Source organism: Streptomyces sp. NPDC007162 (assembly GCF_040634175.1).
Lineage (GTDB): Bacteria > Actinomycetota > Actinomycetes > Streptomycetales > Streptomycetaceae > Streptomyces.
Genome location: NZ_JBEYFC010000079.1, coordinates 1 through 25,573, shown reverse-complemented (window position 1 = coordinate 25,573; position 25,573 = coordinate 1). Strand labels below are relative to the sequence as shown.

21 protein-coding genes and 1 pseudogene are annotated in these 25,573 nt (G+C 70.8%); 6 read left to right on the top strand and 16 right to left on the bottom strand.

Annotated elements, in window-relative coordinates; genetic code table 11:
- From ABZ646_RS12500 to ABZ646_RS12485, 4 genes are all read right to left on the bottom strand, one after another.
- Window positions 1-725, bottom strand: a 725-nt coding sequence (locus ABZ646_RS12500) for an endo-1,4-beta-xylanase (RefSeq protein WP_360516714.1), incomplete at its 3' end; no start/stop codon positions are given.
- 141 nt (window positions 726-866) lie between these two features.
- Window positions 867-1,652 carry a hypothetical protein gene (locus ABZ646_RS12495; RefSeq protein ID WP_360516711.1) on the bottom strand — a complete coding sequence of 262 codons (786 nt, stop codon included), beginning with the start codon at window positions 1,650-1,652 and terminating at the stop codon, window positions 867-869.
- Window positions 1,649-2,179, bottom strand: a complete 531-nt coding sequence (locus ABZ646_RS12490; RefSeq protein ID WP_360516708.1) for a SigE family RNA polymerase sigma factor — start codon at window positions 2,177-2,179, stop codon at window positions 1,649-1,651. The genes ABZ646_RS12495 and ABZ646_RS12490 overlap by 4 nt, the downstream gene beginning before the upstream one ends.
- 143 nt (window positions 2,180-2,322) lie before the next feature.
- Entirely contained in the window at window positions 2,323-2,505 is a 183-nt protein-coding gene (locus tag ABZ646_RS12485; protein WP_360516705.1) for a hypothetical protein, read from the bottom strand.
- Between the two features lie 177 nt (window positions 2,506-2,682).
- Here ABZ646_RS12485 and ABZ646_RS12480 point away from each other — a divergent pair, with 177 nt between their 5' ends.
- Window positions 2,683-4,620, top strand: coding sequence for an autotransporter (locus tag ABZ646_RS12480; protein WP_360516702.1), 1,938 nt, complete (start codon window positions 2,683-2,685; stop codon window positions 4,618-4,620).
- A 175-nt stretch (window positions 4,621-4,795) separates the two neighbouring features.
- Window positions 4,796-6,562 carry a sigma-70 family RNA polymerase sigma factor gene (locus ABZ646_RS12475; protein ID WP_360516699.1) on the top strand — a complete coding sequence of 589 codons (1,767 nt, stop codon included), beginning with the start codon at window positions 4,796-4,798 and terminating at the stop codon, window positions 6,560-6,562.
- Between the two features lie 19 nt (window positions 6,563-6,581).
- Here the strand turns inward: ABZ646_RS12475 and ABZ646_RS12470 are convergent, their stop codons facing one another.
- The 5 genes from ABZ646_RS12470 to ABZ646_RS12450 form a co-directional block, all read right to left on the bottom strand.
- Complete coding sequence (locus tag ABZ646_RS12470; protein WP_360516696.1) at window positions 6,582-7,460, bottom strand: carbohydrate ABC transporter permease; 879 nt, start codon at window positions 7,458-7,460, stop codon at window positions 6,582-6,584.
- Window positions 7,457-8,437, bottom strand: a complete 981-nt coding sequence (locus ABZ646_RS12465; protein ID WP_360516693.1) for a sugar ABC transporter permease — start codon at window positions 8,435-8,437, stop codon at window positions 7,457-7,459. Before ABZ646_RS12465 ends, ABZ646_RS12470 begins: the two co-directional genes overlap by 4 nt.
- Before the next feature lie 100 nt (window positions 8,438-8,537).
- Window positions 8,538-9,857, bottom strand: a complete 1,320-nt coding sequence (locus tag ABZ646_RS12460; protein ID WP_360516690.1) for an extracellular solute-binding protein — start codon at window positions 9,855-9,857, stop codon at window positions 8,538-8,540.
- Window positions 9,858-9,923: 66 nt separating this feature from the next.
- Complete coding sequence (locus ABZ646_RS12455; protein ID WP_360516687.1) at window positions 9,924-10,607, bottom strand: hypothetical protein; 684 nt, start codon at window positions 10,605-10,607, stop codon at window positions 9,924-9,926.
- A gap of 108 nt (window positions 10,608-10,715) precedes the next feature.
- On the bottom strand, window positions 10,716-11,711 hold the full coding sequence (locus ABZ646_RS12450; RefSeq protein ID WP_360516717.1) for a LacI family DNA-binding transcriptional regulator: 996 nt from the start codon (window positions 11,709-11,711) through the stop codon (window positions 10,716-10,718).
- Window positions 11,712-12,155: 444 nt separating this feature from the next.
- Between ABZ646_RS12450 and ABZ646_RS12445 the strand changes: the two genes are divergently transcribed.
- Window positions 12,156-14,951, top strand: a complete 2,796-nt coding sequence (locus ABZ646_RS12445) for a DNRLRE domain-containing protein (protein ID WP_360516684.1) — start codon at window positions 12,156-12,158, stop codon at window positions 14,949-14,951.
- Between the two features lie 177 nt (window positions 14,952-15,128).
- Here the strand turns inward: ABZ646_RS12445 and ABZ646_RS12440 are convergent, their stop codons facing one another.
- Entirely contained in the window at window positions 15,129-18,017 is a 2,889-nt protein-coding gene (locus ABZ646_RS12440) for an AAA family ATPase (RefSeq protein WP_360516681.1), read from the bottom strand.
- A gap of 154 nt (window positions 18,018-18,171) precedes the next feature.
- Between ABZ646_RS12440 and ABZ646_RS12435 the strand changes: the two are divergent.
- A pseudogene (locus tag ABZ646_RS12435) lies at window positions 18,172-18,812 on the top strand (hypothetical protein).
- On the opposite strand, the gene ABZ646_RS12430 reads toward ABZ646_RS12435, so the two are convergent.
- The 3 genes from ABZ646_RS12430 to ABZ646_RS12420 form a co-directional block, all read right to left on the bottom strand.
- On the bottom strand, window positions 18,784-18,951 hold the full coding sequence (locus ABZ646_RS12430) for a hypothetical protein (RefSeq protein WP_360516678.1): 168 nt from the start codon (window positions 18,949-18,951) through the stop codon (window positions 18,784-18,786). The pseudogene ABZ646_RS12435 and the gene ABZ646_RS12430 overlap by 29 nt on opposite strands.
- 155 nt (window positions 18,952-19,106) lie before the next feature.
- Entirely contained in the window at window positions 19,107-19,799 is a 693-nt protein-coding gene (locus tag ABZ646_RS12425; protein WP_360516675.1) for an alpha/beta hydrolase, read from the bottom strand.
- A gap of 217 nt (window positions 19,800-20,016) precedes the next feature.
- The gene (locus ABZ646_RS12420) at window positions 20,017-22,671 is read right to left on the bottom strand and encodes an RICIN domain-containing protein (RefSeq protein WP_360516672.1); all 2,655 of its coding nucleotides are present in this window, start codon (window positions 22,669-22,671) and stop codon (window positions 20,017-20,019) included.
- 306 nt (window positions 22,672-22,977) lie between these two features.
- On the opposite strand from ABZ646_RS12420, the gene ABZ646_RS12415 reads away from it, so the two are divergent.
- Window positions 22,978-23,301, top strand: coding sequence for a hypothetical protein (locus ABZ646_RS12415; RefSeq protein ID WP_360516669.1), 324 nt, complete (start codon window positions 22,978-22,980; stop codon window positions 23,299-23,301).
- A gap of 68 nt (window positions 23,302-23,369) precedes the next feature.
- Here ABZ646_RS12415 and ABZ646_RS12410 read toward each other — a convergent pair whose 3' ends face one another.
- The 3 genes from ABZ646_RS12410 to ABZ646_RS12400 form a co-directional block, all read right to left on the bottom strand.
- A complete protein-coding gene (locus ABZ646_RS12410; RefSeq protein WP_360516666.1) occupies window positions 23,370-23,651 on the bottom strand; it encodes a hypothetical protein in 282 nt (93 codons plus the stop codon).
- A 284-nt stretch (window positions 23,652-23,935) separates the two neighbouring features.
- Window positions 23,936-24,202, bottom strand: a complete 267-nt coding sequence (locus ABZ646_RS12405) for a hypothetical protein (protein WP_360516663.1) — start codon at window positions 24,200-24,202, stop codon at window positions 23,936-23,938.
- A gap of 270 nt (window positions 24,203-24,472) precedes the next feature.
- Window positions 24,473-24,694 (bottom strand): hypothetical protein, encoded by a 222-nt coding sequence (locus ABZ646_RS12400; RefSeq protein ID WP_360516660.1) that lies wholly within the window; start codon window positions 24,692-24,694, stop codon window positions 24,473-24,475.
- A 139-nt stretch (window positions 24,695-24,833) separates the two neighbouring features.
- On the opposite strand from ABZ646_RS12400, the gene ABZ646_RS12395 reads away from it, so the two are divergent.
- A partial coding sequence (locus tag ABZ646_RS12395) for a DNA-directed RNA polymerase subunit alpha (RefSeq protein ID WP_360516657.1) occupies window positions 24,834-25,573 on the top strand: 740 nt, incomplete at its 3' end.

Genomic DNA, 25,573 nt, shown 5'->3' with positions numbered 1-25,573 from the left:
GACTTGAAGTCCTTGACCATGGTGTAGACGCCCTGGGTCTTGGCGTCGGACCAGTTCTCGATGTTGTAGTCGTTGTAGCAGAGCTTGGCCGCCGGATCGGCCGTCCGCGCGGTGCGGAACGCCTCCTCGATGAAGCCGTTGCCCAGCACGTCCTGGAAGACCGAGCTGCGGTGCCGGCCGCTGCCGCCGTCGGCGAACGCCTCGTTGACCACGTCCCAGGCGTAGATCTTGCCCTTGTAGTGGGTCATCTCCCGGGTGATGTGGTTGTCCATCACACTGCGCAGGGTGTTGGCGTCGGTGATGGACCTGACCCAGCCGGGCAGTTGTGAGTGCCAGACCAGGGTGTGCCCGCGCATGCGCTGGCCGTGCGCGGTGGCGTGGCCCACGATCGAGTCGGCCGGGCCGAAGTTGAAGTTGCCGCGGGACGGTTCGACGGTGTCCCACTTCATCTCGTTCTCCGGGGTGATCATGTTGAACTCCCGGTCGAGCAGGGTGGAGTACGTCGAGTCGCCGAGCCTGCCCGAGGACACCGCCGTGCCGAAGTAGCGGCCGCTGCCGGACGCCGCGGCGGCGAGCACGGTCGGCGTGCCGGCGTTCGGCGTGCGTGCGGCCTGGGCGACCAGCGGTACGGCGGCTCCCGCGGCGGCGAGGACCACGGCGGCGGCGAGCACGCGGCGGGTGGCCGGCCGGCGGCGATGAGAGCGGTTCTGATCTGACAACGGCATGTCCTTCTGGCACAGCGGGCCCTGATCCGGACCCGGTTACCTGCCAGTTGCCGCCACGCACACGAACGTTGCCGCGATCGAGGAGGATTTTCACGGCCGCCGTCACGGTCCCCACCCGGTGCCACGGCGGCCCGCCTGCGTTCACCGGGTCGGGACGAACCCTCCCCGGACCGACGCGGAGCCGCCCGGACCCTGCCCGTCGACGCGGTAGCCGTCGCCCGCGGTACTGCGGACACCGGTGCCGTTGTTGAACTGCGCGGCGAACTCATGGCTCCCGGCCGGCACGGTCAGGCCCGGCTTGAGGACCCAGCGGTAGACCAGCGTGCCGCCGGCCTCCTGGACGGTGACGGTGAAGTCACCGCTCGGCAGGGTCTGCCAGGTGCCGGTGTTCTTCACCCCGCCGGTCTGCACGATCCGCATCTCGATCGTGAGCGAGGTGAGCGGCTGGGTCGTCTTGAGGGCGAGGTTGCTCTGCGTCCAGTAGACGGTACTGGCCGGGTCCACCGAGCCGGCCGACCACAGCGCCCCGTTCCGGCTCTCGTCGGCGGTCGGCGAGGGACTGGTGGCCGCCGGAGTCGGGCGCGCGCTGCCCGGGGTGGTGGCCGGGGGCGGCGCGACGGGGGTGGGGCGGGCCGAGGTCGGGTGCGGGGAGCCGGCGGTCGGGGACGGGGTGGCAGGCGTGGTGACGGTGGCCGACGGCGACGAGTGGGCGACGATGGCGGCGACGGCGAGGCCGCCGGTCGCCAGGATGCCGGTGGCGGCGAGCCCGGCGAGCGCGATCCTGATCCCGGACCTCGCGAACGGCCGCGCGCGGTGACGGACGGGGGGGCCGGCCATGCCGCGTTCCACCCGGGCCAGCATCCTGGCACGGTCGGGCCGGTGAGCCTCGGCGGCCTCGCGCAGCCGGCGGTCGATCTCCTCGTTCACCGGTTCCTCCTCCCTGCCACCAGGTCCCCGCCCGCGCGTGCGCCGAGTAGCCTTTCCAGCTCGGCCATTCCCTTCGAGGTCTGGCTCTTCACCGTACCGACCGAGATGCCGAGCGCCGCCGCCGTGTCCTTCTCCGACAGGTCGAAGGCGTGCCGCAGCACCACGCAGGCGCGCTTGCGGAACGGCAGCCGGGCGAGCGCCGCGCGGACGTCCAGCACGGCCGCCGTGTCCGGCCCCTCCACCTTCTCGGGGCTGCGGGACCAGAAGAGGGCGATCCGGCGTCGCTCGCGCACCGCGCTGCGGATCCGTCCGCGCGCCAGGTTGGCCACCACACCGCGGGCGTAGGCGAGCGGGTGGTCGGCCTGCCGCAACCGGTCCCAGCGCTGCCACAGGGCGACCAGGGCATCCGCCGCGAGGTCGTCCGCCGCGTCGGTCTCGCCGGTCAGCAGGTGTGCCAGACGGGCGAGTTCGGCATAGTGGCGTTCGAAGAATTCGTGGAACTCCGCGGACGCGTCATCGAGGACCATCCCCCGGTCGCCCTCTCCTGGCAATGAAGTGCGCGTTGATTGCGCTTTCAACAACGGGGAGCGCAGCCTAACAGTGCCCGGCCCGGGATTCGAACAGCGGTCGCGCTCGGTTGCGGGGCGGTGAAGGCCGACCGGCGGGCTGGTCAAGGCCGGGCGAACCGGACGCCGGTCGGCTGCGCGACGTCCGGCCGCACGGCGGTGCCGTCGACGGCCAGCCGCTCCCCGTGGATGTCGGTGATCCTGGCACCGGCTCCGCTCCCCGAGGGAATGCCCGGGACCAGTCCGCGCCTGCGCCACGGTTGCGGCGCGTGCTTCGTTTTCCTCATGCCCGTCCATCCGGTAGTTCGACTCGGCCTTCCGGCTCCCAGTTGCCGCAGAGGACGAGAAGGTTGCCGCCCCGACGCTGTTTTCAGAACTTCTCCGGGTTTCTGAGATCCCGGTGGCCGGCCACCGGTCTTCACGTCCGTAAGGAACACCAGCACTTCAGGAAGCACCCCGACTCGATGAAGCGATCTTGGCACCTTGTCCTGGCGTCGGCTCTCCTCGCGGGAGCCGTCACACCGGTGGTTGCGGTGGGCAGCGCGGTCGCCGCGGACGGCGACATCACCTCGGCCGTCCTGGCGAACCGTGATGTCGTCCTGACCGGCGACGCGGTCGTGCGCGTCCCGCAGGGAACCCACACGTACACCGGCGTGATCAGCGGTGAAGGAGCCCTTCGCGTGTCCGGCACCGGCACGCTGGTCCTCGCCAGGGACAGCACCTTCACCCTGCCGCACTCCCGGCAGCACCAGAGGGTCCGGATCCCGGGCGGCAACCACCCGTACGTCACGGTCGGCAGTCCCGACGAGCCCGCGGTCACCGTGGACGCGGGGGCGACCCTCCAGTACGGCACCGGCGGTACGACCGGCCTGATCGGGTCCTTCCCGTACAACACGCCCGGTTACCAGCAGAACCAGGACAACATCCGGGTGGACGGCACACTGCGGCTGTCGCTGACCCGGCTGTTCAACCTGGGCGTCATCAGCGGCTCCGGCCTGGTCACCCAGCCCCGGAACATGTGGGGAACGCTCCAGATCTGTGGCACCAACCCGTTCTCCGGCATCTTCGACAACGGCACGGGCGTCAACTTCGCGAGCACCACCTGTGCCGCCGACCTGCCGGGCGCCCGCTCCGTCGTCAACCGCGGTTCATGGATCATCGACACCCCGCTCGACCACACTGTCGTACAGCGGCAGAACTTCTACAGCCACGAGTACGGCAACGACGTCAACGTGCACTCCCGCCCGGGCAGCAAGGTGATCCTCACCGGCGTCTACAGCTGGAGTGACAGCGGCGACGGGGCGGCGCCGTCGCTGAGCGACCCCGGACTGAACTGGCGGCCCGTGGCCCACCAACTGAACAAGCGCGGCACCAACATCGAGGGCGCCGACGTCCAGTGGGGCGACGGGACCACGCACCAGATCTTCATGCCCGGCACGGCACAGACGGTCTACATCAACCTGCACGCCAGACGGCAGCGCTCCCGGCTCACCTTCGACTACAACGGACCGGTGACCCTGGGCGCGCCCATCGGCGGCGGCATGTACCACGACACCCTCGGCGCCCTCGGCGCCGGGGACGTCGTCATCGCCGGCACCAGCGGCAACGACGTGACCTTCGCAGCAGCGCAGTACTACGACGGATCCACCACCATCGACAGGAACGCGACCCTCCGTCTCGGCTCCGGGACCGCGGGCGGCGACGGGAGCCTCCACACCGGCGGAGCCCTCGACAAAGTGATCGACAACGGTTCACTCGTGCTCCGCAACACCAGGACACCCACCGTCCTCCCGGCGGTGACCGGTGCCGGATCGGTGACGCAGAGCGGAGCCGCCGCCACCACCGTCACCAGCGCCGCCCACACCGGCGCCACCACCGTGGCCAAAGGCAGCCTGATCGTCTCCGGGACCTCTCTGCGGACGTCCAGCGCGGTCGCTCTGACCGGTTCCTCGGCCGTCCTGGACCTCAGCAGGGCACGCGACACGACCCTGCGCAGGCTGCGGGTCGTCACCGGCGCGAAGATCCTTCTGCCGCGGAACTCCCCTGAACTGACCGTCGGTTCGACGACCGCGACAGTCTTCGGTAAGGGTCTCGCCATCGGCGGGGCGCGCTTCTCCGTCAGCCGGGCCGGCGCCCACACCGTGCTCACCGCTCTTCCGTCCACCAGGACCGCGCACCCGTCCGCCGCCGCGAGCGGACCGGCACCCTCCCCCGCCCGGACCGGCCGAGCGGCCACGCCCCTGGACTCCTCCACCGGCACCATGGCGGACACCGGCAGCCACTTCGGTGCTCTGTGGGCCGGCACAGGACTGGTGGCCGTCGTTCTCGCCGGCGTCGCCGCGGTCTTCGTCCTCGTGCGCGGCCGCTCGCGTCCGCGCACGTCCCCGCGTCACTCCCGCTGATTCCCGGCGGCCACGGATCCACCGGCCCGCCCATGGCTGACGGCGCTCACCCCTTACGATGACTTCGCTGCCACGGTGTGTGCGACACCGACCGCGATGGCCCGAGGGCCCCCGCAACCCGGCTCGGTCGGCGCGAGCGGGGCCTCGTACCCGCGTCAGGTCGAAGGGAGACCCGATGCCAAGGCATGCCGCGCCCGCGGCCGACGTGATAGCCGCGGCTCGGGCCGGCGATCGCGGTGCCCTGGAAGAGCTCGGCTCCCGGACGCTTCCGCTGGTCTACAGCGTCGCGGCGCGTGCGCACCCGTACCGCGACGACGTCGACGACATCGTCCAGGAGACGATGATGCGCATCCTGCGCGGCATCGGGGGACTGGAGCGCCCGGAGGCGTTCCGGTCCTGGGTGATCACCATCACCGTGAACGAGGTCCGCGACCAGATCCGCAGGCGCGGCAGGAGGGAGACGACGGGAGCGGCGTTCGACGCGGCCGAGCACCGGCCCGACCCGGCCGCCGACTTCGCCGAGGGGGTCATCCTCGACCTGCGGCTGTCCGGGCAGCGTGAGGAGTCCGTGCGCGCGACCCGTTGGCTCGACGAGGACGACCGGGAACTGCTGTCGCTGTGGTGGCTGGAGACGGCCGGCCGGCTCGCCCGGGCCGAGCTCGCCTCCGCTCTGGACATGACCGGCCATCAAGCGGCTGTACGGGTGCAACGCATGAAGGAGCGCCTGCACACCTCCCGCGTCATCGTCCGAGCCCTCGCGGCCAGGCCCGCATGCGGGGAACTGACCCGGCTCACCCTGGACTGGAACGGGGCCCCCAGCGGCCTGTGGCGCAAACGCCTCGGCCGCCATGTGCGGCAGTGCCCACGGTGCGTGCGCCACGAGGAAGGCCTGCTGGCCCCGGAAGGCCTGCTGGCGTCCCTGGCCCTCCTGCCCGTGCCGGCGGCACTGCTTGCCTGGCGCCCGTGGCTGTCCGCGGGAACGCACGCGGCGGCGGCCGGCCACGCCGGCACCACGGCCGCTTCAGGCAGCGGGGGTTCCGCGACGGCAGGGACCGCAGGGACGAGCCTCACCGCGAAGGCCGTGGTGGCGGCGAGTGCGCTGCTCGCCGTGGGCGGTGGCGTGCTCGGGTACGCGGCCCCGTGGTCCAGCCCGTCGGCGCGTCCGGCCACCGCCCCGACGGCTTCCGGCCCGGCACCCGCGCCCCCGCTCACCGCATCCGCATCCGCATCCGCATCACCGTCACGGCCGACACCGGTACGGGACTCGGCCGCCTCGCGTCCCTCGCCCCGGCCGCGGTACGGGTCCGTGGTCGACACCGTGGACAGCGCGCCACCGCCGGACCGGCCGCCCGCCGCACTGCCCCACCGCCCGCAGACCGCGGTGGCGATGACGGGGCTCAAGAGACACCTGGACGGCTACCAGCTCGTCCACCGCGGGGACACGGTGGTACTGCGCGGTAAGGGCTATTTCACCGTCCACTGGGACGTGATGTACGGGCTGCGCCCCGGGCTGCTGACCATGCCCTCGTGGACCGGGCTGCGAGGAGAACTGTTCCACGTGGCCTCGGGCGGCGGCCACCGCATGGACGACCGTCAGCCGGGCGCGACCGCCGACGGCACCTGGATGGGCAACCGGCAGCAAGGACTGATCACCCTGCCGCCGGGAGCCCAGCAGATGTGGCAGAACGAGTACTACTACCTCGACGGCAGCGTCACACTCCACCTCAACGAAACCCAGGCCGACTACAACCTCGACGTCCTGCCCTCCTCCTGGCAGGAGACAGCCGACGACATCGCCGGTCCCCCGGCCCCGCACTCCGCCGACCGCGAACGGTACGGACTCGTGCGCGACACCGGCCGCGACGACGCCCCCGTACCGCAGTACACCACCCGCTCCACGCCGACCGACGCGGGCACCGTGCCCCAGCGCTCCGTCGTGTGAAGGTGCGGCGCCGGACCGGCTACTTGACGGAGCCCGCGGTCAGGCCCTTGCGCCAGAACCGCTGGAGGCTGATGAAGGCGACGAGCAGGGGGACCAGCGACAGGGCCGCACCGGTGATCGACAGCAGCGGCGGCACGCCGTTGGCGAACTCCGCGCGCCACTGCACCAGGCCCACCGTGACGGGCTGTCGTGAGGGGGTGTTGAGCATGAGCGAGGGCAGCAGGTAGTTGTTCCAGATGCCGACGAACTGGAACAGGAAGACGGTCACCAGTGCCGGGGCCATCAGCGGCAGGGCGATCCCGAAGAAGGTGCGCTGTTCGCCTGCCCCGTCGAGCCGTGCGGCCTCCAGCAGTTCGTCCGGGATGGACGCCGCGGCGAAGATCCGGCACAGGTAGACGCCGAACGGGCTGACACAGCTGGGCAGCAGCACCGACCAGTAGGAGTTGGTGAGGTCGAGCTTGGCCATGAGCAGGAACAACGGCAGGGCGAACATCGGCGCCGGAATGAGAACCGAGGCGAGGATGACGTTGAACACACTTTCCCGGCCGCGGAAGCTGTACTTGGACAGTGCGTAGCCGGCCATCGCGGACAGCAGGGTGCTGACGGTCGCTCCGACGAAGCTGTACAGCGCGCTGTTGGCGAGCCAGGTGGAGAATATGCCGCCCTCGAAGCTGAACACGGCCTTGACGTTGGCGACCAGGTCGAAATGGGAGAACCACAGCGGCGCACCGGTGTAGAGGTAGCCCGAGCCCTTGGTCGCGGAGACGAACAGCCACCACAGCGGGATCAGCGTGTACAGGGCCATCAGGCCCAGCACGCCGTTGACGGCGACCTTGCTCGCGATGTCGGTGCCGCGGCGGGCCGGTCGGGTCGGTCGGCCGGCGTGCGTCACGCTCATGCCATCGCTCCCTTGCGCTGGGTGTACTTGAGGAATCCGAACGAAAGGACGAGGGTCAGCAGCGCGAGCACGACGGACTCGGCGGCGGCCAGGTTCTGGTCGCCCAGGTCCATGCCCAGGGTCGTGTTCATGATCGGGGAGAACTTCGGCGAGACGCCCGGGACGCGCGCGCCGACCAGCACCGCCGGCTCGGTGTACAGCTGCGCCGTCCCGATGATGGAGAAGACCGTGGTCAGCACGAGCGCGGGACGCACCAGCGGGATCTTCACCGCCCACGCCAGGCGCCATCCGGTGCAGCCGTCGAGCGCGGCGGCCTCCATCACCTCGGCGGGGATGGTCTGCAGCGCGGAGTAGATGATCAGCATGTTGTAGCCGGTCCAGCCCCACGTGATCATGTTCCCGATCGAGACCGGGACCCACGGCGCCGACAGGAAGTCGGCGTGGACGCCGATGTGGGCCAGCGGTCCGGTGAACGGCGACATGTCCTTCGCCAGCAGGAAGGACCACATCACCGCGGCGATCGCACCCGGCAGCGCGTAGGGCACGAAGAACGCGAGCCGGAAGGTTCTGCGCAGCCGGGCCGAGCGGGAATCCAGCAGGAGAGCGAGCAGGAGGGCCAGGCCGAGCATCACCGGGACCTGGACGCAGCCCAGCAGCACGACCCGGACGATCGACGCGGTGAAGTCGTGGTTGCCGAAGGCGGCGGCGTAGTTGGACAGTCCCGCGAACTCCGTGGACTGAGTGCCGCCGAACAGCCCGGCGCGGTGGACGGTGAAGAAGCTCTGGTAGATCGCGTAGCAGATCGGCGCGACCATCATGGTCAGGAAGAGCACCGCGAACGGCGCCAGGAAACCCGACGCGGTCAACGCGGTACGGCGGCCGGCGCGCCGACGTCGACCGGATGGGGAGACGCGGGGGGTGACCGCGGGCACCGACCGCGGCGGTGACGCGGTGTCGGTGCTGCTGGGACTGCTCATGGAAACCTCGCTGGGCGGTTCGTCGTCAGGGAGCGGCTTCCCGCGGCACCGGTTACGGGCGTCCGCGGGAACCCTTCGGGGCGGCTGGGCAGCTGCTGCCTCAGCCGCCGGTCACCGACAGTCCGAGCTGCTTGATCGCCGCGACCGTCGAGGCCTGGACCTTGGTGACCGCGTCCGGCAGGCTGCCCTGGCCGACGGCACCGGTGAAGTCCGTCTCGACCTGCTGATAGGTCGGGCCGTTGGTCCAGGTGGTGGGGACCTGCGCGGCGGACGCCTTGTACAGGTCGCCGACCTTCTGGCCGCCGAAGAACGGGTCACCCCCCGTGAGCGACGCGTCGTCCTGCCCGGCCTTCGACGCCGGGTAGAGGCCGCCGTCGATGCCCGCCTTCACAGCCTGCGGGTCGCTGGACAGGAACGTGGCGAACTGCGTGGCTTCGCGGGGCGTCTTGCACCCGGTCATCACCGAGGTGGCCGAGCCGCCGCTGCTGGAACTCTTGCCGTCGCCGGCCTTCCAGGTCGGCATCGGGGCGACCCTCCACTTGCCGGCCTGGTCCTTCAGGTCCGACTTCAGGCCGCCGGCGGCCCAGGACGCGTTGACGAAGGTCAGCACCTTGCCGGCTTCGGAGGCCTTGTCGAACTGCGGGTCCCAGGCGTTGCCGGTCTTCGTCACCAGCCCCTTGTCCTTCAGGCCCTGCCAGTAGGCGGCGACCTGCCGCGTGCCGGGGTTGTCGATGCTGACGGTCCAGCTGTCACCCTGGGTCGCGTACCAGGACTGGCCGGTCTGCAGGCTGTAGGCCGCCAGGTCGTTGCCGTCGCCGGGCGGGGTGCCGAACTTCACGCTCGGATCGGCGGCGGCGACCTTCTCGGCGTCGGCCTTGTACTGGGCCCAGGTGGCCGGCGGCTTGGTGATGCCGTACTTGGCGAACAGGTCCTTGCGGTAGAAGAGGACCATCGGGCCGACGTCCACCGGGACTCCGTAGATCTTGCCGCCGATGCTGGAGGCCGAGACGGCCGACGGGACGTACTTGGCCATGTCGGCGCTCGCGTACTGCGTGATGTCCATGACCGTGTTCTTCACGAGCATCGACGGGATGGTCTGGTACTCGATCTGGGCCAGGCACGGGCCCTTGCCGGCGGTGATCGCGTTGCTGATCTGGGCGTAACCACCCTTGCCGCCCGACGGGATCTTCTTGAAGACGACCTTGCTGTCGGGGTGGGCCGCGTTCCACTGGTCGACGATCTTCTCGTAGGGGGCCCAGCCCCAGAACTCCATGCTCACCGGCCCGCTGTGGCTCCCTTCCGCGGCCGGACCGTTCCCCGAGGTGCTCTTGGTGCTGCTGCACGCGCCGAGGCCGGCCACGAGGAGCGCCGCGGTGGTGAGCGTCAGGAGTCTGCGCGTGCGTATGGTGGTGCTGTCCATGTGAGGAACCTTCTGTGACAGGGACGGACTTACTGGATGGCCGGTGGGCGGGCGGGCAAGGCCCGTCTACCGGCGGTGCCGAACTCCACGCCGAACGCGGTGCCCGGACCGTGGTGCGCGTGGTCGAGGTGCAGAGGGAGTCCGCCGTCGCGGACCAGGTCGTGCTGGTGGGCCGCGGCGGCACTCGATGACCGGGTCGCCGGTGATGAGCAGGGTGCCGTCCGGGGTGGTGGTCCTGGCCCGGCGGACCGGGTGGCGGTTGCCGTTCTCCTGCGGGCGGACCGCGGCGTGGGAGTCGCGGTCCGCCTCACCGGGACCGGGACCGGACCACTCGACGTCGGCGTCGGTGCCGGGCAGTGACATCGCGACACCCAGTCGGGGCAGCGGCACCGACCATGGGCCGTCGGGGGTGGCGAGGGTGTCCAGCCGGAGCCGGGCCCGGTCCGCATCCGGTGTGTCGCAGGCCGTCCAGCGGCAGACCACGCCGAGCCCGGAGGAGGACCCGGAGGCGGCCGGCCGGGCGGTGACCGTGCGTCGCGACGCGTCGGGCCCGACACCAGGGACGTCGTGGCGCATCCGGTGCAGCCCGGCGGTGAGCCAGGCCCCGGCCTGCGGCTCGCCGAAGGCGTTGAGCAGGTCGTTGTCGATCGGGGCCCGCCAGACGTCCGGCCTCGGACCGTCGAGCTCCAGCTCGCCGAGCCGTATCAGCACCCCGGTGCGGGCGCAGGCGTTGGGGTCGAGGTCTCTCATCAGCGGAGGTGCTTTCTGTCGGACTCGTGGCGGTGGCGGGAAGCCGGCCCGGCAGGACCGTGCCGTCGACGCATGGGGTGACGCACAGGCCGAGTGGTGCCAGTGCTGTCAGGTCGCCCTGGGCGGGGCGCTGCTGTCCCGGACGGTCAGGGTCGGGCGCAGTAGCGTGAAGACGTTGGTCGGCGGCCGGCCGGAGTCGACGGCGCGCAGCAGCAGCTCGACGGCCTGCTGGGCCATCTCCCGCTTCGGGACGGTGACCGTGGTCAGCGCCGGCTGGATCTGCCCGACCTGGGCGATGTCGTCGAAGCCGACGATGCTGACGTCGCCGGGGACCTGCCGCCCGGACCGGACCACCGCCTCGACGGCACCGACGGCCAGGATGTCGTGGGTGGCGAAGATCGCCGTCACATCCGGATCCGCCTCCAGCGCCGCACGGCCCGCGTCGAACCCGCCGACGGCGTCGTCCCTGGTGCAGGCGAACACCTTGTGGTCGTCGATGGCCAGCCCGTCGTCGGCGAACGCCCGGCGCAACCCGGCCACGCGCGGCGTGTGCGCGGGGAGATCGGCGATCACCGCGACGTTCCGGTGGCCGAGTTCCCTCAGGTAGCGCCCGGCCAGGAACCCGGCGTGCTCGTAGTCGATGGACACCACCGGCAGCGTGGTCGGCGGGTCTCCCTCCCAGGCGAACAGCGCGACCGGGAAGGCGGCCTCGACGAGCATCGGCAGCTGCTGTGCGACGCCGTTGTCACAGGCGACCAGCAGTGCGTCCACCGAGCGCGCGGCGAGGTTCTCCAGGTGGGCCCGGGTGTAGTCGGGATCGTCGCGCGTGGTGGCCAGCAGCAGGTTGTACCCGTGTCCGACCAGCACGTTCTCCACCTCCTCGACCACTTCCGAATAGAACGGGTTGGCCACCGAGGGCACGAACAGCCCCACGGTCGACGTGCTGCCGGTTCGCAGCGAGCGCGCCACCAGGTTCGGCTTGTAGCCGAGTTCCGCGATCGCCGTGTTCACCTTCGCCAGGGTCTCCGGCCGCACCTTCTTGCCGGACACCACGTTGGAGACGGTCTGCTTGGCGACACCCGCCCGAGCGGCCACCTCCGCCATCGTCACCACGAGTGCACCTCCAGAACATGTATCGATCCACGAAAGTGGCGTCAGCGTAGGGCGACTGTCGCAACAGAGCAAGGCTTCTTCAGAAGGTCGTGATCCAGCGGTTACCCGAGCGCGGCGAGAACGCGCACGTCAACCTCGGTTCGCAGGCGAAAGACGGCGAGAACCGTTGACGGCTCCGGAAATGCGGCATTAACATCCCGGCCACGCCGATCGCATGGATCGGTCAACGAGGTGAAACCGTGGCGGGCCACCGCTCGAATCACCACCCCACGACCCTCGGCGCACCGGCTTCGAGGCGTCGTGGTGGTCCTCTCGGTCGCGACAGCGCTGACGGCCGCACCCGGCCGCGGTACCGCGCATGCTCCGCGCTGTCTTCCAGCAGGCGGGGAGCGCCTGAACAGACCTGGAAAGGTCTCGTCCTGAGGAGAGACAGGCATGATCCGACCGGCCGGCGACGACGCCGACCCGACCCCCGCCCGGGCGCGACGCAGATCGCGCGTGAAGCGCGTCATCGCGGCCGCCGCGAGCGCCACCATCGCGACGGCGAGCCTCGTCCTCGCCGTCGCCGTCCCCGCACAGGCCGCCACCACCGTCCACACGTACGCAGCGACGGGCGTGGGGGGCGGTACGACGACGTCCCCGGACGTGGCGGCCACCAAGTACCAGGTGCAAGTCGCCGGCACACCCGTCCAGGCCGTCCAGTACACCGCGAACGGTCACAACTTCGACATCGCGCGCTTCGCGTCCGACTCCCGGACACCGACGATCACGGTCACGCTGCCCAGCACCACGATCAACACGGTGCACGTCTACCCGGAACGCTACTACCCGTCCAGCAGCGTCTCGGTGAGCGCGGACCAGCACACCCTGACGTTCCAGATGTCGGCCGCCGCCGGGTTGAACCAGGCGATCGTGATGGTCAACGGCGACTCCACCAACGCCGCGGGACAGCCCTACCTGGCGGTCGTCAACGACCCGCTGGAAGACCCGGCGCAGCGCCCGGACACCACGAGCGCGGCGGACGGTTCCGGCGTCAACCTGCAGACCGGTGTCCTCAACTTCCAGCAGTTCGCCGCGAAGTACCTCGCGGCGCACCCGAACAGCACGGCTCAGACGGCTCCCGCCGCGACGACGAGCTCCATGGCCGGCAAGACCGTCGACGGCACCGCCATCCCCGCCGGTCAGCAGAGCTCGGCCGGGACCCTGGTGAGCGCCAGCAGCACCAATGTGCGGTACCCGAATGTGCGCGTGATGGCCGCCGACGACCTCACGTTCGCCCTGAAGGCCGCCATCGACACCATCAAGGCCAACCCCACGGCGCTCAACACGCTCTACTTCCCGAACGGCACGTACACGTGGTCCGGTCTCCTGGTCAACGGTGTGGACGGCAGCAAGCTCAAGGGCGGCAAGCTGAAGATCTACACCGATGAAGGGGCCCTGCTGAAGAACCGCATCCAGGCGTACATGGAGGCGTTCGAGCCGGCGGTCGGGATCATCAACTCGAGCAACATCGAGATCGACGGCCGCGGCATGATCGACGGCCAGGGCGTGGCGAACTACCGCGCCGACTCGCACGACGCCTACCGCAGCGTGCACCAGGGCGGCGTCATGGTCATGCACTCGTCGGCCATCACGTTCAACGACACCTACCTGCGCAACGCGAAGCAGTGGAACTTCGAGACCCACACTGCCAGCAACGTGACGTTCAACAACATCAAGGCCCTCACCCCGTACAACCAGCCATGGATAGACGGGACGGACTTCGCGAGCGGCCAGGACATCACCGCCAACGGCGTCTTCACCCTCGGCAACGACGACGCGTTCGCCTCCGGCCACTACAACCCCAGCGACGGATTCACCCCGCTGGCCACCGGCGTGTGGGGCAACTTCGCGCTCGGCACCTCCACTCCCGACATCCAGGGCTACGTCAACGCGGTGGGCGCCCACGACACCGTCGCCGACATGCTCGGGTTCGACTCCTACCACTGGGACAAGGCAGACTCGAAGAACATCTCGGTCAGCAACACGCTGAACTGGTCCGTCGGTGCCGGCAACTCGATCCGCATCGGATGGAGTTCGTGGGGATACAAGCTCAACAACTACACGTTCGACAACTTCAACTCCGTGTCGGCGCCGGCCGGCGGCATCTTCACGCAGAACAGCCCCAAGCCGTACCCGCGTATCTCAAGCATCGTGATCAAGAACAGCTCGTTCGACACCTCCCGGTACACGTCGGGACCGATCAGGCTCAACGGCGGCGACGGATCGACCCAGACCATCACCGCCGACGACCAGGCGAACTACGGGCTCGCCCCCAACCCCGACGGTTCGGGCACCACGTACACGTACACGAAGACCCCGATCAGCACCTTCACACTCGACAACGTGTGGTTCTCGCAGCAGAAGACGAACAGCAGCCCGCTGAACGGCACCACGAACGTGACGCTGAACAACCTCAGCGTCGCGAACCAACCCGTCGAATACACCAGCCAGTTCCCGCTGGCGCCGAGCGGGATCGGCACGCTGGCCACCACCTACACGGACGCCAACGGCCAGCCGCAGAAGGTCAAGGCGGGCGCCCTCACCAGCGGCGACACCTGGGTGGGCGCATGGAGCGGCGACCAGACCAAGAACAACTCCTCGGACCTGACCCTCATCACCCGCAACACCGGCGTCGGCCTGATGGGCGAGCAGTACACCACAGGATCCGGAGACGGAAAGCTCTCCTACATCCAGTTCCCCCTCACCAGCCTCACCAGGGCACCGAGCCAGGCGACACTCCATCTCACCTACGTCGGCCACCGCTATTCGACGGTCCCGTCGACCGACACCGACCAACTCCTCGTACAACCCGTCACCGACACCACCTGCACCGGCGGCGGCACGTCCTGCCCGGTCTCCACGATGACCTGGCAGAACCGGCCGAGCTTCACCGCCACGACCTCCTCCGTCGCGAAGTCGGCCACCTTCAACCTCGGTTCGACCGTCGTCGCCGAGGGTGGCGGGACGCACCAGACCAACGCCGTCGACGGCCGTGACATCACCGTCGACATCACCTCCTTCGTCCAGAACGCCTACACGGCAGGTCAGTCCACGCTCCTGCTCGCCGTCTGCAACGCGGGGGGCACCAACCACGAGCTGCGCTTCGTCAGCTCCGAAGGCGCCATCGGCTCCGGGAAGCTCACCAACGGGACCGCCGAAATGGCGCCCGGGGTGACCGTGACCCCGTAGGCACTTGACGGCGCTCGAGGCCGGCCCGTCCCCCGGGGGACGGGCCGGCCTCAACCGTCCTTGGACGTTCGCAGTGACTCAGGTGGGCCTCGCAAGCACCGGTGCAGTACTGAGCCCTGGCGACGGCAGCCGCCGTGCCCTTCCTGCCGTCCCGCCGTCACCGGCGTACGGCAGTGCTCACGGAGTGTCGCTCAAGAGCGGGGACGGGCCGCCGCCGGGGGCCGGCAGGGCGGTGTGGACGTCCTTCCTCGACGTGCCCAGCTTGGTCAGTACGCGAGCCACGTGCTTCTCGACGGTGCGCGGGGACAGGAACAGGGCCTGGGCGATGTCCTGGTTGGTGGCGCCGCCGGCCAGCAGTCCGGCGACCTCCAGTTCCCGGGGCGACAGCTCGCTGCCGTAACCGCGTCGGCCACGGCGCCCCGGCGCCGTCACGCCGAGTTCCTGGAGGCGGTGCCGGCACCGGGCGGCGTCACCGACCGCACCGAGGTCGGTGTAGCCCTGCTCGGCCTCGGCCAGGAGCGTGGCCGCGTCCTGGGGCCGGGCACAGGTCAGGGCGTCACCCCGGTGTTCGGCGGCCCTGGCCACCTCGTAGGGCCTGCCGATCCCCTGCCATCCGCGCTGCGACTCGGCGAAGTGCTCGGCGGCCCCCACCGGCTCGGCGGCGCGGGACAGCAGTCCCCGGGACAGCGCCAACTCGGCCATGGCGGCGGGCGCGTCCCGGTCGCGCACACCGGACTCGACCTCCGCGACGAGGCGCTCGGCCGTCGTACGGTGCCCGCAGGCCAGCGCCGCCCGGACGGCGACCGGCACCAGGCCGAAGCTCCGGGTCCAGGAACCGAGCCCGCGCAAGGTCGACCAGGCCGGTTCGGCGGTCGCCCAGGCCGCCCGGGGGTCCTGCTGGGCGAGCCGGGCGGCCGTGAGGGCGGCGGCGGTGCTCGTGATGATGTCCGCCGAGGTGCCTCCGTACTCGTCGGCGGTGGTGAAGTGGTCGACGGCCCGGGACGGCCGGCCCTGGGCGAGGGCACGGTGCCCCCGGTACAGCAGCCGGTCGACCTCCAGCTGTCTCATGTCGGGGTGGGCGCCCACGAGGGCGGCGTACTCGACGTCCAGGTCGGCCCAGCGGCAGACCAGCCGGTCGACGCACAGCTCCAGCGCACGGACGAGACACTCGAACGGCCGGCCGTCCACGTCGTCGGCCAGGTCCCGCATCTCCCTCAGCAGGGCGTGGGCCCGTCGGTCGTGTCCCAGCTGCAGGGCCGTCTCGGTGAGGTTGTACAGCGCGAAAACGGTCTGGCTCTGCACCACGCCGTCGGCGTCGCGCCTCGGCAGCCGGTCCACCAGGGGCCAGACGGCGGGGTCACCGTCCCTGGCCATCAGCAGCAGCCGGGTGATCCGGGCCGCCGTCCGGGCCTCCTCGTCGGTGCCGTCGGCCACGGCCCGCTCGGCCCGGCCGAGCCAGGTCCACCGGTGCGCGGCGGCGCCGTCCAGGTCGTTCAGGGCCAGCGCGATCATCGCCTTCACCGCCTTGTGCGGGAGGGCGGCCAGCTCGTCGACGGCGTATTCGAGTTCGCGGAAACCGGCCGGGTCGCGGGCGATGTTGAGCATGGTCCGACCGAGTCCCAGGCGGATCTCGCCCCGGGTGGCCGGGGGCAGCCGGGGATCGGCCAGCACGGCGCGCAGCTCGCGGACGGTCGCCGCGTGGTCGACGCCGAAGTTGACGATCCGGGCGAGCGCGAGCGCGGCCCGGGAACGCCGCTCGGTGTCCGCCCGGCAGTGGCCCAGGATCTGGTGCAGGAGCGTGACCGCGGTGCCCGCGTCGCCGAGCGCCACGGCCTGTTCGGCGGCCTTCTCGGTCCCGTCGAGCCAGCCCCGCTCGTCGCCGACGGCGAGCGTGTGGTGCGCTATCTGCACCAGCGGCACCGGGTCGTGCGTCCGGAGTTCGTCGATGGCACGCCGGTGCAGACGGGTCCGGCGAGGCCCGAGGACGTGGCGGTAGGCGACCTGCTGGGCCAGCACATGGCGGAAGGCGTACCGGCCGGTGTCGGTCTCGCGCAGCACCGCCGCCCGCAGTGCCTCGATCAGCGCTTCGGCGGCCGTGTCGCCGTCCAGTCCCGCGACCCTGGCGAGCAGCGCCTCGGAGGCGGGTACGGCCAGTACGGCCGCCGCGTCCACGATCGCCGCCCCGGCCGGCGACAGCGATGTCAGCCGCTCGGTGACCGCTTCCCGCAGACCGCCGGGCACCGCCGCCCGTTCCAGCTCCCCGACATCGCGGCGGGTCTGGTCCCTGAGCGTGAGCAGGTCCTCCTCGGCGACCAGCGGCAGGCCCTCGCTGCGGCGGTGCAGCGCCGCGCACAGCTCGGGTGTGGCCTGGGCGCCGAGCACGACCCCGGCCAGGTCGGCGATGTCCGCCCCGGTCAGCGGCGACAGTCGGATCACGGTGCCGCCCGCGCCGGGCGGGGGCCGGTAGGCGGCGCCGAGGACGGGGGCCCCGCGCGGCAGGTCCTCGGCCCGGTAGGTCACCACCACCGCGAGATGCTCGGGCAGGTCCCTGGCGAGCAGCAGCAGTAGCTCTCGGGTCGCGTCGTCCGCCCAGTGGACGTCCTCGACCACCATCACCACGCGACCGATCGAGGCGAGCACCGAGCGTACGGCCCGGATCAACTGGTGGTGTGCCGTACGCGGATCACCCGGCTCGGGCGGTGCCGGCGGCAGCCGGTCGGCCAGGTCCGGCAGGAGCGGGGCCAGCGCGCCGGCCGTCGGCGGGAGACCGGTGCGGGGCAGCCACGGACCGACCTTGCCGAGCGCGTCCACGACCGGCCCGTAGGGCAGCGGCTCGCGCAGTGGATGGCAGCAACCGGTGACCGCCCGCCAGCCCTCCGCCCGCAGGGCCGCCGTGGCCTCACGCACCAGCCGGGACTTCCCCATGCCGGCGTCGCCCTCCACCATCACCACGGCAGGTGGTCTTCGTACGGCGGTGAGTAACCGGTCGAGTTCATGGTCGCGGCCGACGAAGGCGAAACCCCGTCCGAGGCCCGCCGCGCCATCCTGGTCAGCCGTCTCGGCCACGCCTGTCACCACCGTCCCTCGCGGACACTGCTGCGGTGCGCTGCCACCCCGTACCCATCTTGGCCGTTGCGTATACCCACTCTGATCGGCCCCCATTGTTCCGTTCTGCCAGGCACCGGGTGCCCCCGGCAGGCCCCCTGGCTCCGGGTTCGCCGTGGAACGCGATCTCACGGCCCGGCTGGTCGACGACATCCTCGGGCAGCCCAGCATGCTGCCCATGCTCTCGAACACGCTGCTGTGCATCTGGTGCCGCCGACGCGGGCGGGTACTCACCCTGGCCGACTACGAGGCGATCGGCGGGGCGCGCGGCACCGTCGCCACCGCCGCCGAGGAGGTCCTCGACCGGCTGTGTGTCCGGCAGCGGCTGGCGGCACGCAGGGTGCTCGCCGTTTCGTCGCCCCTGGTGAGAACCGCTTCTACGCGGGCCGGCGGGTGCGGCGGTCGGAGCTGAGCGCGTTCGAGGACCGGGAGACCTGGCCGGTGCTGAACGCCCTGGTCGGCGCCCGGCTCGTCACGCTCGGCGAGGACGTCGCCGAACTCGCCCACGACGTCGTGCTCCACGAGTCCCCCAGGCTGCGCGGGTGGCTGGAGGAGGACCGTGAGCGCCTGCTGCTCCACCGGCATCTGACCGAGGCGGCGCGAGCCTGGCGGGAACTGGGGCACGACGCGTGCGACCTCTATCGCGGCAGACGCCTCGCCATCGCGGAGAGCCTGTTCCTCGGCTGCCGCGAACCCGGTGAACTGACCGGGCTGGAACGTGAGTTCCTCACGGCGTCCCGGCGTGCCCAGCCGTAAGGGGGGAGCGCCTCAAGGCGAGGAGTTCGGCGCCGCGCTTGGCGAACGGGCCGGGGAACGTCCGGTCGTCGGCGCGGGCGTAGCGCAGCGCGGCAAGGGGGTACGGCAGGTGGTGTCCGGCGGCCTCGCGCAGTCCCACGGCGTCGTCCTGCTGGGGGGAGAGAGGCGTGGGCTGTCCGGCGGTACGCGGCTACCACCGGGTCGTTGTGCTCTCATCGGCCGTTGTCCCCGGCCCAGCGGCAGGCTCCCGGTGTCCGTGTCTGCCGGGAGCCAGCCATGGAGTCAGACCTGACGTCACCTCTCGGCGCGCGCGACCGCTTCCGCGAGCAGGCCGGCGACCTCGTCCGCGTGCGAGAGGTGTGGGGAGTGTCCGGAGGGCACGCGCAGGGTGTGTGCGGCGTGTGCGGCCCACTGCTCCTGCACCGTGGGCGGGAGGGCTGGGTCTTCGGTGGCCACGACGTACGTCAAGGGGACGTCCGTGGGCGCGGCACCCAGCTTCTCCGTGAAGGCGCGCATGCCCTGCCAGTTGAGCCGCCCGACCGCTTCGGCGGTCAGGACCGGGTCCACACCGCTGAAGATGGACTGCTCCGCGTCCCCCGCCTTGACGGCGAGACCGTCGGATGAGCGGATCCAGGTGGGCGGGAAGTCACCGCCCATCCACTCCATCATCGAGACCCCGGGCTCCAGCGCGAAGGCTGCCATGTAGACAAGTTCGGCGACCCGGTCCTCCAGTGCCGCGGCCCAGGTGGCGGGCACGCCGCCGTAGGAGTGCGCGGCGAGCACGACGGGGCCCTCGACAGCCTCGATCTCGGCGCGGACCACGGCGACGTCCTCGGTCAGGCCCTGGGCGGCGGCACTGTCGGGGTTGCTGCTGGGCAGCTGTACGGCGCGGGAGGCGATGTTGCGGGCAGTGAGCCGCTCACGCAGCGGGTTGAAGATCCACGGCGTGTGCATCGCGCCGTGGACCAGTACGACGGTCGGGTTCATCAGGTGCGTCCTCAGGTACGAACGGTGGTGCGGGTGGGGGGTCAGCCACCTCGGTACTGGGCGGTGCCCGCGTGGCGCGAGCGATTCACGGGAGCACAATAACTGACTAATCAGATATTCACCTGTCGACGTGGCGGCCACCACACCGGGTCCCTGCACGGTCACACGGCGGGGCCGCAGGCTGTGGTGCCTGCGGCCCCGCTCGGGTGATGGGGGGTCAGGACGGGTCGCCGTACTGGAGGCCGCGTCCGTTGGTGCCGATGTAGACGCGCCCGAAGGTGTCGGGGTCGCCGGTGATGACGCCGAGGCTGCCGATGGCGCCCCACTGGTGGGCGTCGTCGTTGACGCGGAGCCAGGTGGCGCCCCTGTCGGTGGAGCGGAAGACTCCGGTGACGTCCTTGACGGTGCCGATCAGGTACAGGGCCTGGTAGTCGGCGCCCGGTGCGGCCTTGCCGAAGCCGAGGGTGGAGGCGGACTTCACCGTGGTGAGTGTGGTGAAGGTGCGGCCGCCGTCGGTGGAGTGCAGCAGCCCCCTGTCACCGCCGGCGATCCACAGGTCCCCGGCGATGCCGGGGACGGCCTTGAGCCGGCCGGAGGGCAGGTTGCCGGCCCGGGCGGTGAAGGTCGCGCCGCCGTCGGTGCTGGCGTAGAGGGTGCCGCCGGAGAGGGAGTAGAAGGTGTTGCCCGAGGAGCGGTCGGCGACCACCTCGGCGTCGGTGCCCAGGCCGCTGACCCTCGACCAGCTCGAACCCTTGTCGGTCGAGCGGTACGGGACCTGACCGTCCTCGGTCCAGACGATGGTGGAGCCGTCCGCCGCAAGCGCGACATGGCCCATCTGGGAGCTGCTGACCGGCTCCGCCTTGAAGCCGTTCCAGCTGCTGCCGCCGTCGGTGGAGTAGGCGCCGTCCTGCTCGCCGCCACGGCCGACGCGAACCATCATCGAGGGGTTGGACTGGGCGAAGTCGATGTCGGTGCTGCTGCTCATCAGCGGGTTCTTCAGCCTCCCGGCGGGCTCCTCGGTCAGGGAGCCGCCGTACCGGAAACCGCCCTGGTCGCCCATGGAGGTGATGAGGGTGGCGCCGCCGGGCGGGGCGATCGCGTCCGCCAGCGAGGTCTCCTCCAGCCCTTCGGCCCCCGGTGTCCAGTGGCTGGTGCCGCCGCTGTCGGAGGCGTTGGCGTCCTTGCTGCGCCAGATGCCGTTTCCGGTGCCGTACAGCACGTGCCCGGAGTCGAAGGGATCGATGGCCAGGGCGGTCATCCAGTGCCCGATGCCGGTACCGATGTAAGGAGCGGCGGAGGCGTCCCGCACCGACTTGTCGGCCAGTGCCTTCCAGGTCGTACCGCCGTCGGTGGTGCGGTAGAGCTCGTCCTGGGGCCACCAGCGGTCGAGGGTGGTGACCATCACCGTGGACGGCTTCTGCGGGTCGACGGCCAGACCGGAGAACCCGTAGCCGCCGTTGGACGGGGAGACGTTCTTCCACGCCCCGCCGGCCGGCGTGAACTTCCACACCGAACCCGCCGTCACGCCGTTGGGTCCGAGGGCGTCGGTGTACGTCAGATACAGCGAGCCGTCGCCGGAGATCACGCCGTGCTGCGGCATCTGGCCGGTGGGCTGGCCGGGGACGGCCTGCCAGGTGCTGCCGCCGTCGGTGGAGCGGTAGAGGGGGGTGGACCTGTCGGCGACACCGACGTAGATCGTCTTGCTGCCGGCCGGCCCGTAGGTCACGAAGGAGATGCCCCCGCCACTGCCCGCCCCGTCCTTGACGGGGAACGAGGAGACCTGACTCCATGTCACGCCGTAGTCGGTGCTGCGCCACAGGCCGTTCTTGCGGGTGCCGAGGAGCAGGGTGCCGTGGTCCGCGGGGTCGATCACCAGCCGCTCGCCCGCCCCGCGGCCGTCCTCGTTGCCGCCCAGCTTGAAGGGCAGATCGGTGCGCTGGAAGGTACGGCCACGGTCCGCGGAGCGCAGGATCGCGCCGTTGCCCGCCCACTCGTTGGTGTAGGTGCCCGTCGACAGGTAGAGCCGGTTGGGGTCGACCGGGTCGGTGGCCAGCGCATCGATGCCCAGCAGGTTCCAGTCCTTCTCGCCGATCCAGTCGGTCAGCGGGATCCACTGCTCGGCCCCGGTGTCCCAGCGGTAGGCGCCGCCCATGTCGGTACGCGCGTACAGCAGGCCCTTCTCCTTCTGGTTGAACACCAGACCGGTGACGTAACCGCCGCCCACCACCTGGGCGTTCTTCCACACATACGGTCCGGACGCAGGCTTGGCGTCCGTGCTGCCGGTTCCACCCGCCGAGGGGTCGGCCATCTTCACCAGCTTCCACTGCTGGTTGGTGCTTCCCAGGCCGGGATACTGGATGACGGCCGCCCCGTTGGCCGAGGAGCCTCCGGAGACATCCAGGACCTGGCCGCTCCTGCGGGAGGTGAGGGTGACGGCGTCGGAACCGCTCACATCGTCGATCCGCCACTGCTGGGAAGGGGAGGAGCTTTCGGTCTGCTGCTCGGCGGCGGCCGTCCGAGCGGTTGAATTGCCCGCTATGCCCAGGACCTTGCCGCTGTTGCGGTTCACCAGCTCGTAGTAGCCGTCCCCCATGGGCTTCAGCTTCCACTGCTGGTTGGCGGTGCGTTGGTCGGTCCACTGCTGGATCCGGGTGCCGTCGGCGGTGGAGAAGCCGTTGACGTCCAGCACCTTGCCGCTGCGCACGGAGACCAGTTCGTAGTATGCATTGCCGTCGACCGTCGCGGCCTGCGAGTCCTCCTGCACGAACAGGAGATACGGCACGACGGCGAGGGGCGCGCCGAGCAGCACAGCGGTGGCAGTCCAGCGACGGCGGTGACGCCCGCGGCGGCCGCCGTGCGGGGGGTTCTTCATGGGGCGGTGCTCTCCTTGCATACCGTTCACGGAGGAAAAGCGGATCGCGGCCACCGGGACTGACCGGATCCGACTCCTTGTGGTCACAGGCACCGCAAAGGTTGCCGCGAGCCGGAAGCTTTTCTCGCGGGTGGTGCAGAAGCGTCACCACCTTGCGTGGTCCAGAACCCTGAGAGCGCTGCTCAGCCAGGCCGGCCGCCGCAGGGGACGTACACCCTGCGCGTCAAGGCGTCCGGCAGCGCCCGGGTCGACAGACCGCCGTGAAGACCTGCCCCCTGCTGCTCGCCGCACCCGCCGGGGCCCACCATGGACACACAACGGGCGTATCCGGAGACTTCGCAGATGGAGGCGGGTGCGGTGATGTACTGGGACGGCGGCGGACGGGCTTGGGTGATCTTCATGCCCGTGCTGTGGATCGTGCTGACCGGCCTTGCCGTGTGGGCCGTGGTGCGCTTGACGCACAGCCCGTCCGGGAGCGCCGCGGGCCGCGGCGAGGGCCGGGACGGAGACGGGCGGCGCGAGTCCCCGGAGGACGTCCTCGATCGTCGCTACGCCTCGGGAGAGATCGACACGGACATGTACACAGAGGCCCGTGAACGCCTGGCTGCTCACCGGCCGAGGCGATGGTGACGGCGTTCCGGTGCCGTTCGCCGCGTTGCCCCCGGGGTACGGTCGCCGTGACGGGGCGTTGTGCGGTGCTATCCGCCCCAGCCGGAGGCCAGATGGACGCCGGCGAGCGCGACGGCCAGGCCCGCGCCGAGTGACAGGGCCAGCAGCGACCAGCGTCCGGCGCGCCGGGGCGCGAGGGTCCCGTGACGGGCCGGGCGGCGTCGCAGATCGGCGCCGATGAGACGCGGCAGCCGCCACAGGTAGGCGAGTACGTGTAGGCCTGTCACGGCGATCCAGCAGATGAAGCTGGCCTTGTGGAGCAGGAGCACCGGGATTGGGCCGGTGTCGTGCCCGAGCAGGGCCAGCGCCACTCCGGCACCCCGCCCGCGACCCTGCGCGCTCCGCGGCGAACGCCCCGTCGTCCACCACGCAGCCGGCGCAGACGACGACCGGTGCGTCCTGACCGCACGCCGCACGCCGCACGCCGCCCGCCGCACGACCGACGGTGCCGGTCTCACGACGCCGGGTGTTCGCCGGGTGTCCGCGCGTCGGCCGGTGCGCGCAGGCTGCCGTAGCGTTCCATCGAACTGCTGCAGCGGCAGGCTCCACAGCGGGCCCGCCCGTTCGCCGTCCAGGCGGAACGTGTACAGGCCCATCAGGGCGTCGCGGCCGCCGGGGGCAGGGACAGGGGCGCCGCCTGCTGCTCCGAAAAGCTGACCGGGACGACGGTCACGCCGAGCGGCTCGACCGGCACGGGCACGTCCGCCCAGGGCGCCGCGAACTCCGCCGACGGCACGGGCGGCGCCCCCGGCGCCTCCGGCAACAGCGCGTCCGGGAACGGCCGGGGGAACGGCGGCCAGGGCAGCAGCGGCCAGGGCAACGGCGAGGACAAGTAGGTTCCGGTGGCGGTGCGGGGGTCCACGCGACGCCCCGTACCGGCATCCACCCGGCCGGCTGCGCTACGCCGTGCGGGCGCCCCAGGCGGGCCCCTCTTCCTCCTCGGGCCAGAAGGCTTCGTCCTCCCCGAGGTCGGGGGCTCGGAAGGGGTTCGTCGTCGGAGCCGACGGTGTCGGCGTGGTGCAGCGGGTCTGCTCTTCCGGAGCGGAGAACAGTGACGTCAGGTCGATGAGGGGTCTCGCTTTCGTTGCGGGTTCCCGAAGGGGCCCGGCATGCCGCGACCGGGACAGCGGTCCTACAGCTTGGTCATCTTGGTGTACGGGCTCAGGATCCGTACTTGTTCGGAGCCGAAATTCACGAGTGCCGCGATGCCGTCCTCGATGCCGACCACCCGGCCGAGACCGTGCACGTCGTGTGTGACCTGGTCACCCACGGCGAAGTGCTTGGGAGCCGGCGTGGTCGGGGCCTTGAAGGGACTGGTGGGCAAATGACGCTTCGATGCAGCAGGCTTTGTCATGTTGCCCCTAGTATGCGCCTACGAACCGCGCCGATGGCTGCCTTGCTGATCGTCGGGCTTCGCTCAGGCAGGAACCGAGCCCGCCGACCGGCCGGCAGACGCCCGTGCAGCGGACGTACATCCTTGGAGGCAATACCTCGTGCTGATCGCTCAGCGTCCCTCGTTGACCGAAGAGGTCGTCGACGAGTTCCGCTCCCGGTTCGTGATCGAGCCGCTGGAGCCGGGCTTCGGCTACACCCTCGGCAACTCCCTGCGTCGCACCCTCCTGTCGTCGATCCCCGGCGCTGCTGTCACCAGCATCCGCATCGACGGTGTCCTGCACGAGTTCACCACCGTGCCGGGCGTCAAGGAGGACGTCACCGACCTGATCCTCAACATCAAGCAGCTGGTCGTCTCCTCGGAGCACGACGAGCCGGTCGTGATGTACCTGCGCAAGCAGGGTCCGGGTCTGGTCACCGCCGCCGACATCGCGCCGCCGGCCGGTGTCGAGGTGCACAACCCCGACCTGGTCCTCGCCACGCTCAACGGCAAGGGCAAGCTGGAGATGGAGCTGACGGTCGAGCGCGGCCGCGGTTACGTCTCGGCCGTGCAGAACAAGCAGGTGGGCCAGGAGATCGGCCGTGTCCCGGTCGACTCCATCTACTCGCCGGTGCTCAAGGTCACGTACAAGGTCGAGGCCACCCGTGTCGAGCAGCGCACCGACTTCGACAAGCTGGTCGTCGACGTCGAGACGAAGCAGGCGATGCGTCCGCGTGACGCCATGGCGTCGGCCGGCAAGACCCTGGTCGAGCTGTTCGGTCTCGCCCGCGAGCTGAACATCGACGCCGAGGGCATCGACATGGGCCCGTCCCCCACGGACGCCGCCCTCGCCGCCGACCT

Excerpts from the sequence above, each read along its gene's own strand:
- ABZ646_RS12490 (WP_360516708.1), bottom strand. The coding sequence starts at position 2,179 with ATGGTCCTCGATGACGCGTCCGCGGAGTTCCACGAATTCTTCGAACGC.
- ABZ646_RS12485 (WP_360516705.1), bottom strand. The coding sequence starts at position 2,505 with ATGAGGAAAACGAAGCACGCGCCGCAACCGTGGCGCAGGCGCGGACTG.
- ABZ646_RS12480 (WP_360516702.1), top strand. The coding sequence starts at position 2,683 with ATGAAGCGATCTTGGCACCTTGTCCTGGCGTCGGCTCTCCTCGCGGGA.
- ABZ646_RS12475 (WP_360516699.1), top strand. The coding sequence starts at position 4,796 with ATGCCAAGGCATGCCGCGCCCGCGGCCGACGTGATAGCCGCGGCTCGG.
- ABZ646_RS12470 (WP_360516696.1), bottom strand. The coding sequence starts at position 7,460 with ATGAGCGTGACGCACGCCGGCCGACCGACCCGACCGGCCCGCCGCGGC.
- ABZ646_RS12465 (WP_360516693.1), bottom strand. The coding sequence starts at position 8,437 with ATGAGCAGTCCCAGCAGCACCGACACCGCGTCACCGCCGCGGTCGGTG.
- ABZ646_RS12460 (WP_360516690.1), bottom strand. The coding sequence starts at position 9,857 with ATGGACAGCACCACCATACGCACGCGCAGACTCCTGACGCTCACCACC.
- ABZ646_RS12455 (WP_360516687.1), bottom strand. The coding sequence starts at position 10,607 with ATGAGAGACCTCGACCCCAACGCCTGCGCCCGCACCGGGGTGCTGATA.
- ABZ646_RS12450 (WP_360516717.1), bottom strand. The coding sequence starts at position 11,711 with ATGGCGGAGGTGGCCGCTCGGGCGGGTGTCGCCAAGCAGACCGTCTCC.
- ABZ646_RS12445 (WP_360516684.1), top strand. The coding sequence starts at position 12,156 with ATGATCCGACCGGCCGGCGACGACGCCGACCCGACCCCCGCCCGGGCG.
- ABZ646_RS12425 (WP_360516675.1), bottom strand. The coding sequence starts at position 19,799 with ATGAACCCGACCGTCGTACTGGTCCACGGCGCGATGCACACGCCGTGG.
- ABZ646_RS12420 (WP_360516672.1), bottom strand. The coding sequence starts at position 22,671 with ATGAAGAACCCCCCGCACGGCGGCCGCCGCGGGCGTCACCGCCGTCGC.
- ABZ646_RS12415 (WP_360516669.1), top strand. The coding sequence starts at position 22,978 with ATGGACACACAACGGGCGTATCCGGAGACTTCGCAGATGGAGGCGGGT.
- ABZ646_RS12400 (WP_360516660.1), bottom strand. The coding sequence starts at position 24,694 with ATGACAAAGCCTGCTGCATCGAAGCGTCATTTGCCCACCAGTCCCTTC.